General features: G+C 73.4%; 5 protein-coding genes (1 of these 5 running past the window's edge). 1 reads left to right on the top strand and 4 read right to left on the bottom strand.

Annotated features, from left to right (window positions below):
- The 4 genes in view from lgt to trpC are tightly spaced (at most 40 nt apart) and all read right to left on the bottom strand, a layout consistent with a single transcriptional unit that may run on beyond the window.
- Positions 1-995 carry the 5' portion of a prolipoprotein diacylglyceryl transferase gene (gene lgt / locus G9H71_RS00370; RefSeq protein ID WP_166276269.1) on the bottom strand. Its footprint begins 49 nt before the window's first position, so 995 of the gene's 1,044 nt are visible here — the first part of the coding sequence; the start codon lies at positions 993-995; its stop codon lies beyond the left edge, outside the window.
- 40 nt (positions 996-1,035) lie between these two features.
- Complete coding sequence (trpA, locus tag G9H71_RS00375; RefSeq protein WP_166276272.1) at positions 1,036-1,860, bottom strand: tryptophan synthase subunit alpha; 825 nt, start codon at positions 1,858-1,860, stop codon at positions 1,036-1,038.
- Positions 1,857-3,143 carry a tryptophan synthase subunit beta gene (trpB, locus tag G9H71_RS00380; protein WP_166276275.1) on the bottom strand — a complete coding sequence of 429 codons (1,287 nt, stop codon included), beginning with the start codon at positions 3,141-3,143 and terminating at the stop codon, positions 1,857-1,859. The genes trpA and trpB overlap by 4 nt, the downstream gene beginning before the upstream one ends.
- 1 nt (position 3,144) lies before the next feature.
- Positions 3,145-3,954: an indole-3-glycerol phosphate synthase TrpC gene (trpC, locus tag G9H71_RS00385; protein WP_166276278.1), complete on the bottom strand. Its 810-nt coding sequence runs from the start codon at positions 3,952-3,954 to the stop codon at positions 3,145-3,147.
- A gap of 309 nt (positions 3,955-4,263) precedes the next feature.
- Here trpC and G9H71_RS24825 point away from each other — a divergent pair, with 309 nt between their 5' ends.
- A complete protein-coding gene (locus tag G9H71_RS24825; RefSeq protein WP_166276281.1) occupies positions 4,264-6,750 on the top strand; it encodes a M14 family zinc carboxypeptidase in 2,487 nt (828 codons plus the stop codon).
- Positions 6,751-6,877 lie beyond the last annotated feature (127 nt).

Raw genomic sequence — 6,877 nt, forward strand, 5'->3', positions numbered from 1 at the left:
CCGGTCGCGCCGGCCGGGGAAGTGCCACCGGCGGTCGCGTCGTCCGTTGTCGCACCGGCGGACGGGGCCGTGACGGTCGCACCGACGCCGTCCTCGGCTCCCTGCTCGCCCTCGAGGGTGGGCTCGACACGCTCCTCACGGCCCGGGTGCTTGCGCGACGAGACCACGATGTAGGCCACGGCCAGGACGAAGATCACGGCGGCGGTCCACTGGTTGAGCCGCAGGCCGAGGAAGTGCTCGGCGGTGTCGACGCGCAGCGCCTCGATCCACGACCGGCCGAGGCAGTAGGCCGCCACGTAGAGCGCGAACGCCCGGCCGTGGCCGAGGCGGTACTTGCGGTCGGCCCACACCACCAGCGCCGCGACCCCGAAGTTCCACAGCGACTCGTAGAGGAAGGCCGGGTGGTAGGTCGCCTGGTCGGGCGTGTCGGACGGGCGGTGCTCGGGGTCGATCTCCAGCGCCCAGGGGACGTCGGTGGCCCGGCCGTAGAGCTCCTGGTTGAACCAGTTGCCCCACCGGCCGACGGCTTGTGCGACGGCCAGCCCGGGGGCGAGCGCGTCGGCGAACGGCGGCAGTGCGATGCCCTTGCGGCGGCACCCGATCCACGCCCCGAGGGCGCCGACCGCGATGGCGCCCCAGATGCCGAGCCCGCCCTCCCAGATCTTCAGCGCGTCCAGCGGCTTGCCGTCGGACCCGAAGTAGGGTTCGGGCGTCGTGATGACGTGGTAGAGGCGGCCGCCGACGATGCCGAACGGCACCGCCCAAACCGCGACGTCGCCCACTGTCCCGGCCCGCCCGCCGCGCGCGCGCCAGCGGCGGTCGCCGATCACGATGGCGAGCACGATCCCGGCGAGGATGCACAGGGCGTAGGCCCGCAGCGGGAACGGGCCGAGGTGCCAGACGCCCTCGGCCGGACTGGGGATCGAGGCGAGCACCGTGCTCCCGACCGGGCCGGAGACGCTGTCGGAGGTGCTGGCGGCAGAGGTTGCGCTCATCAGCAGCGGACCCTACCGGCCGGCCTCGGCGACACGGGGCTCAGTGCGCGGAGCCGGCACGCGCGGCCGCGCCCCGGCGTACGCCGGCGGCCAGCTCGGCCGCGAGGGTTCGCACGTCCGCAGCACCGTCGGCCGGGGACGCGGCGTCGAGCAGGCGGCGTACGAAGGCCGAGCCGACGATGACGCCGTCGGCGTAGCCCGCGACCTCCTCGGCCTGCTCGGCCGTGGACACGCCCAGCCCGACGCAGACCGGCAGGTCGGTGGCGGCCCGGGCTCTGGCGACCAGCCCGCGGGCGGCCCCGCTGACGGCGCCCCGCACGCCCGTGACCCCCATGAGCGAGGCGGCGTAGACGAAGCCGCGGCACACCGAGGTGGTGAGGGCGATGCGCTCGTCGTTGGAGGACGGCGCCACGAGGAAGACGCTGTCCAGCCCGAGCGGGTCGGCGGCGGCGAGCCAGTCGCCGGACTCCTCCGGCGGCAGGTCGGGCAGGATGACGCCCGCTCCCCCGGCCGCGGCGAGGTCGGCGGCGAACCGGCCGGCGCCGATGTGGTCGATCGGGTTGTAGTAGGTCATCACGAGCGTGGGCGTGCCCGTCGCCGCCACGGCCTCGACCGTGCGCAGCACGTCGCGCGGGGTGACGCCGGCACGCAGCGCGATGTCGACCGCGTCCTGGATCGTCGGCCCGTCGAGCATGGGGTCCGAGTAGGGCAGCCCGACCTCGATGACGTCGACGCCGCCGTCGATCATGGCCTTGAAGGCGTCGATCCCGCCCTGCAGCGTCGGGAAGCCCGCCGGTAGGTAGCCCACCAGCGCGGCGCGCCCCTCGGCGCGGGCCTGCGCCAGGGTGTCGGACAGGACGGTCACCAGCCCTCCCCGGACGACTCCTGAGGCGGCGCCTCGACGGTCGCCTCGGCGGCCTCGACGATGTCCTCGTCGCTCACGACGCCGAACCAGCGCGCGGCCGTGTCGACGTCCTTGTCCCCGCGGCCCGAGAGGTTGACCAGCAGGACCCCCTCCGGCCCGAGCACCTGGCCCACGCGCAGCGCGCCGGCGAGGGCGTGCGCGGACTCGATCGCCGGGATGATGCCTTCGGTGCGGCAGAGCAGGCGGAACGCCTCCATCGCCTCCCGGTCGGTGACGGGCTCGTAGGTCGCCCGGCCCGAGTCGTGCAGCCAGGCGTGCTCGGGGCCGATGCCCGGATAGTCCAGCCCCGCGCTGATCGAGTGGCTCTCGATCGTCTGACCCCACTCGTCCTGCAGCAGGTAGGACCGGGACCCGTGCAGGATCCCCGGCGACCCGCCGGTCAGCGTCGCCGCGTGGCGGCCGGTCTCGACGCCGTCGCCGGCCGCCTCGTAGCCGTAGAGCGCGACGTCGGCGTCGTCGAGGAACGCGGTGAAGATGCCGATCGCGTTGCTCCCGCCGCCGACGCACGCGCACACGGCGTGCGGCAGGCGGCCGGTCCGCTCGAGGACCTGGGCGCGCGCCTCGTCCCCGATGACGCGGTGGAAGTCGCGGACCATCTGCGGGAACGGCGCCGGGCCGGCGACCGTGCCGAACAGGTAGTGCGTGGAGTCGACGTTGGTCACCCAGTCGCGGAACGCCTCGTTGATCGCGTCCTTGAGTGTGCGGCTGCCGGTGCGGACCGGGACGACCTCGGCGCCGAGCAGGCGCATGCGGGCGACGTTGAGCGCCTGCCGACGGGTGTCCTCCTCGCCCATGTAGACCACGCACTCGAGACCCATGAGCGCGGCCGCGGTCGCGGTGGCGACGCCGTGCTGGCCCGCGCCGGTCTCGGCGATCACGCGCTTCTTGCCCATGCGCCGCGTGAGCAGCGCCTGGCCGAGCACGTTGTTGATCTTGTGCGAGCCGGTGTGGTTGAGGTCCTCGCGCTTGAGCAGGACGCGGGCGCCTCCGGCGTGCTCGGCGAAGCGCGTGGCCTCGGTGAGCGCGCTCGGGCGCCCGGTGTAGTCGCGCAGCAGCCGGGACAGCTCCGCGCGGAACTCGGGGTCGGCCTGGGCGGCGGCGTAGGCCTCGGTCACCTGGTCCAGGGTCGCCATCAGCGCCTCGGGGACGTAGCGCCCGCCGTAGGGGCCGAAGCGCCCGGCCTGCGCCGCAGCGGCGGGGGCCGGGACGGTCACGTCGGTCATGTCAGGCCCTCGGCTGCCGCAGAGCGGGGTGCGCGCCGGCCGCGACCAGGTCGGCGACCGCGACGCGCGGGTCCTTGCCGGTCACCAGCGTCTCGCCGACCAGCACCGCGTCCGCGCCGGCCCGGGCGTACTCGATCACGTCGTGCGGGCCGCGCACGCCGGACTCGGCGACCTTGACGATCCCGTCCGGGATGAGCGGCGCGAGCCGGGCGAAGGTGTCGCGGTCGACCTCGAGGGTCTTGAGGCTGCGGGCATTGATGCCGATGAGCTTGGCCCCGGCGTCGATGGCCCGGCGGACCTCCTCCTCGTCGTGCGCCTCGACGAGCGGCGTGAGGCCGATCGACTCGGCCCGCTCCACGAGGGACACAAGGGCATTCTGCTCGAGGGCGGCCACGATCAGCAGCGCGATGTCGGCGCCGTGCGCGCGGGCCTCCCAGAGCTGGTAGCTCGTGACGATGAAGTCCTTGCGCAGCAGCGGGGAGTCGACGGCCTGCCGAACGGCGTCGAGGTCGTCCAGGCTGCCCCCGAACTTGCGCTGCTCGGTGAGGACGCTGATGGCGAAGGCGCCGCCGGACTCGTAGTCGCGCGCCAGCGCGGCCGGGTCCGGGATGTCGGCGAGGGCGGCCCGGCTCGGGCTCGCGCGCTTCACCTCGGCGATCACCCGCACGCCCTGGTCCCGGAAGCCGGGCAGGACGGGCTTGGCGTCGGGCACGCGCGCGCAGCGCGCCTTGAGCTCCTCGAGGCCGACGCGGCTCTGGCGCTCGGCCAGGTCGACGCGCACACCCGCGAGGATCTCGTCCAGAACAGTCACAGGACAGTCACCTCGGGCGCTCCCTCGACCTGGCGGCGGACCGGCGTCGCGGCCAGCCGCCCGGCTGGCCCCTCCGCCACGCGTCAGACTAGACCGAGCCGCTGACGCTCCCGCGCCCGGCCCCGGTTCAAACCCCTCTTGCAGCGCGGATGCGCCCCGTGTTTCGCGCAGATCTTGCCGAAGCTGCCTCTTGACCGGAAAAAGAACTTCCACGACGGTTCGTGGCACCGGTCCGACCCTCGGGCCGGAGGACGGTAGGAGCGACCGAGCGCCCTCACCGTCACCGACCGTCTCTTCCGGAGGAAGCCCGTGCCGTTCCGCACCGCACGCTTCGCCCCGCCCTTCCGCCGCCGGCTCCGGCCGGCTGCGCAGCCGCCCTCCCCCGGCCCGGCGGTGCACCGCACCCCGCGCCCGCGTCGCCGGGCGACCGCGGTACTCGCTGCCGCCGCCGCGCTCGCGGTGGGCAGCTCGCTCGCCGCTGCCCCGGTGGGTGCCGCCGAGGACCCCGGAGTCCTGCGCGTGCTGCGCGCCGACTGGTTCACCTCCGGCGGCCAGATGTTCCTCTCGCTCGAGGCGAAGGCCGGGGTCCCGGACGGGCAGGCCACGCTGACGGCCGCCTGGAGCGAGGGCGCCAGCGGCCCCAGCCGTACGGCGACGCTCACGCGCTACGAGGACGCGGACGTCTACCTCTACCACCGCACCACCCAGCCGATCGCCATCAGCGCCGCGCCCGCCTCGGTCACGATCACGAGCAGCGCGGGCGGCGCCGTCACCGCGCCGGTGGAGAAGTGGCTCGGTGACGGCTTCCAGCTCCCCGCCGGCTACAAGACCCGGTTCCTGACCACCACCCCGAGCCCCACCGAGGCGAACGCCCGGCTGGAGGCGCTCGCGGCCGAGTTCCCGGGCCTGGCCGAGATCGTCACGCTGCCGGAGAAGACCTTCGGCTACCGGCGCTACGCGCAGGCGCAGTTCGGGACCGGGACGGCCGCGACCGCCCCGTCGACGTTCTTCGTCACCTCGAAGAAGTTCGGCCACGAGGGCGGCAACGACATCACGCTCGAGCTGATCGCGCCGGCGCCCAACGCCCCGCTCACGGTCGTGCGTGGCGGCAACAACATCACGGTCTTCCTCGCGACCAACGCTGCCCGCCAGCCGGTCAGCACCGCCGCCGAGATCGTCGCCGCGATCAACGCGAGCTCCGCGTCCGAGCTGCTGACGGCGTACACGTTCCGGCGCAACGACGGCCTCGGCGTCGTGCCCGCGGCTGCGCGCCAGACGCTGAGCGACGGCCTGCGCGCCCCCGCGTCGATCTCGCGCGAGCCGTTCACGATGAAGGTCCTGCGTGTCGGCAAGGTGCGCGACGGCTCGAAGACGGGCGTGTTCCTGTACGCCGGCGAGCACCCGAACGAGATCACGCCGGTGCTCTCGGTCGCCGAGACGGCCGAGCGGCTGCTTCACAACTACGCGACCGACGAGTGGACGCGGAAGGCGATCGACAACCTCGACATCTTCCTGCTGCCGTGGTCCAACCCCGACGGCGGCCACTACTCGATCTTCGACACCGGCGTGCGCAAGAACCTCACGAACTACTGCGCCCCGCAGGACAGTGACCCGGGCCGGCGCAACAGCTTCGGCGTCAACGTGAACCGCAACTACTCGACCGCGACAGTGTTCGAGGGCTGGGACGGGGCGTCCACGGACTGCCTCAACGGCAACTACGCCGGGCCGAAGGCAGAGTCCGAGCCCGAGGTGCGCAACCTGGTGTGGATGGCGAAGACGTTCAAGAACATCAAGTTCGCCATGAACACCCACTGCTGCGGCGGCTACTTCATGTGGACGCCGGGCGCCTACAAGGCCGACGGCCGCGTCTCGGTCGAGCGCCCCGACGCCGGCATCGAGGCGTACTACTACCAGGCGTCCGAGCACATCCTCTCGGCCGTCCAGACCTACCGCGACACCGCGGTGTGGCCGGGCCGCACCGGCCCGATCATCGACGTGCTCTACTCCGCGGCCGGCAACTCGGCCGACTACTTCTGGATCGAGCACGGCATCCTCGCCTGGGCGTTCGAGACGAACGGCCCGCGCTGGGACGCTGGGACGCAGCGCTGGGTGAACGGCGCCAACACCGTCGATGTCACCGAGACGGCGATGGAGTACGCCAACGGCCAGCTCGGCATCGTGGACGTGGCCCTGTCCTTCCAGCTGGACGCGACCGCCCCGGAGTCGACGCTGCAGGTCGCCTCGCGCAACGCCACCAGCACGACCTTCACGGTCTCCACGTCGGAGCCGGCGACGGTCTACTACACCCTCGACGGCAGCCGCCCGACGCTCTCGTCGCCGAAGCTGCTGGCGGCCGGGCTGCGTGAGGGAGCTCAGTCCCTGACGGTCACCACGGGCACGACCGTCAACTGGTTCGCCGTCGACCCGCGCGGCAACGTCGAGAACGGCTACGTGCCGGCCGGCAGCGGGGCGGGCTACAACTCGTTCGCCGTCGCGATCGGCACCGCCGTGAGCGACCTCAAGGCCACGGTCGAGCTGTACGCCGCCGGCGGGCGCCTCTCCGAGGGCACCGCGGCGGACCTGCAGGGCCGGCTCGACATCGCCCAGTCGCTCTACACGGCGGGCAGCGAGTCCCGGACGATCGGCTACCTGCAGCAGTTCGTCGCCAAGGTGAAGAACCAGGTGCGCCACGACGACCTCGCGCGCGACACCCTCGTCGCGGCGGCCGAGCGGCTGATCGCCGAGCTGCGGGCAGCGGACGAGGCCGAGGGCGACGTGCTCCCCCGCGCCAGCTAGCCACTGCGGCGCCGGGGGGGCTCAGCACGACGAGGGGCCGGTGGGCGGCGCGCAAAGCCGCCCACCGGCCCCGACCTGTCACCGAGCGGCCGTGCTCTGTCAACGACCGGCCCCGCCCTGTCCCCGA

Origin of the sequence: Motilibacter deserti (genome assembly GCF_011250635.1) — a bacterium.
GTDB classification, from domain to species: Bacteria; Actinomycetota; Actinomycetes; order Motilibacterales; family Motilibacteraceae; genus Motilibacter_A; species Motilibacter_A deserti.

What these genes read in the sequence shown, in the direction of transcription:
- trpB (WP_166276275.1), bottom strand. Translation starts at nt 3,143, where the DNA reads ATGACCGACGTGACCGTCCCGGCCCCCGCCGCTGCGGCGCAGGCCGGG.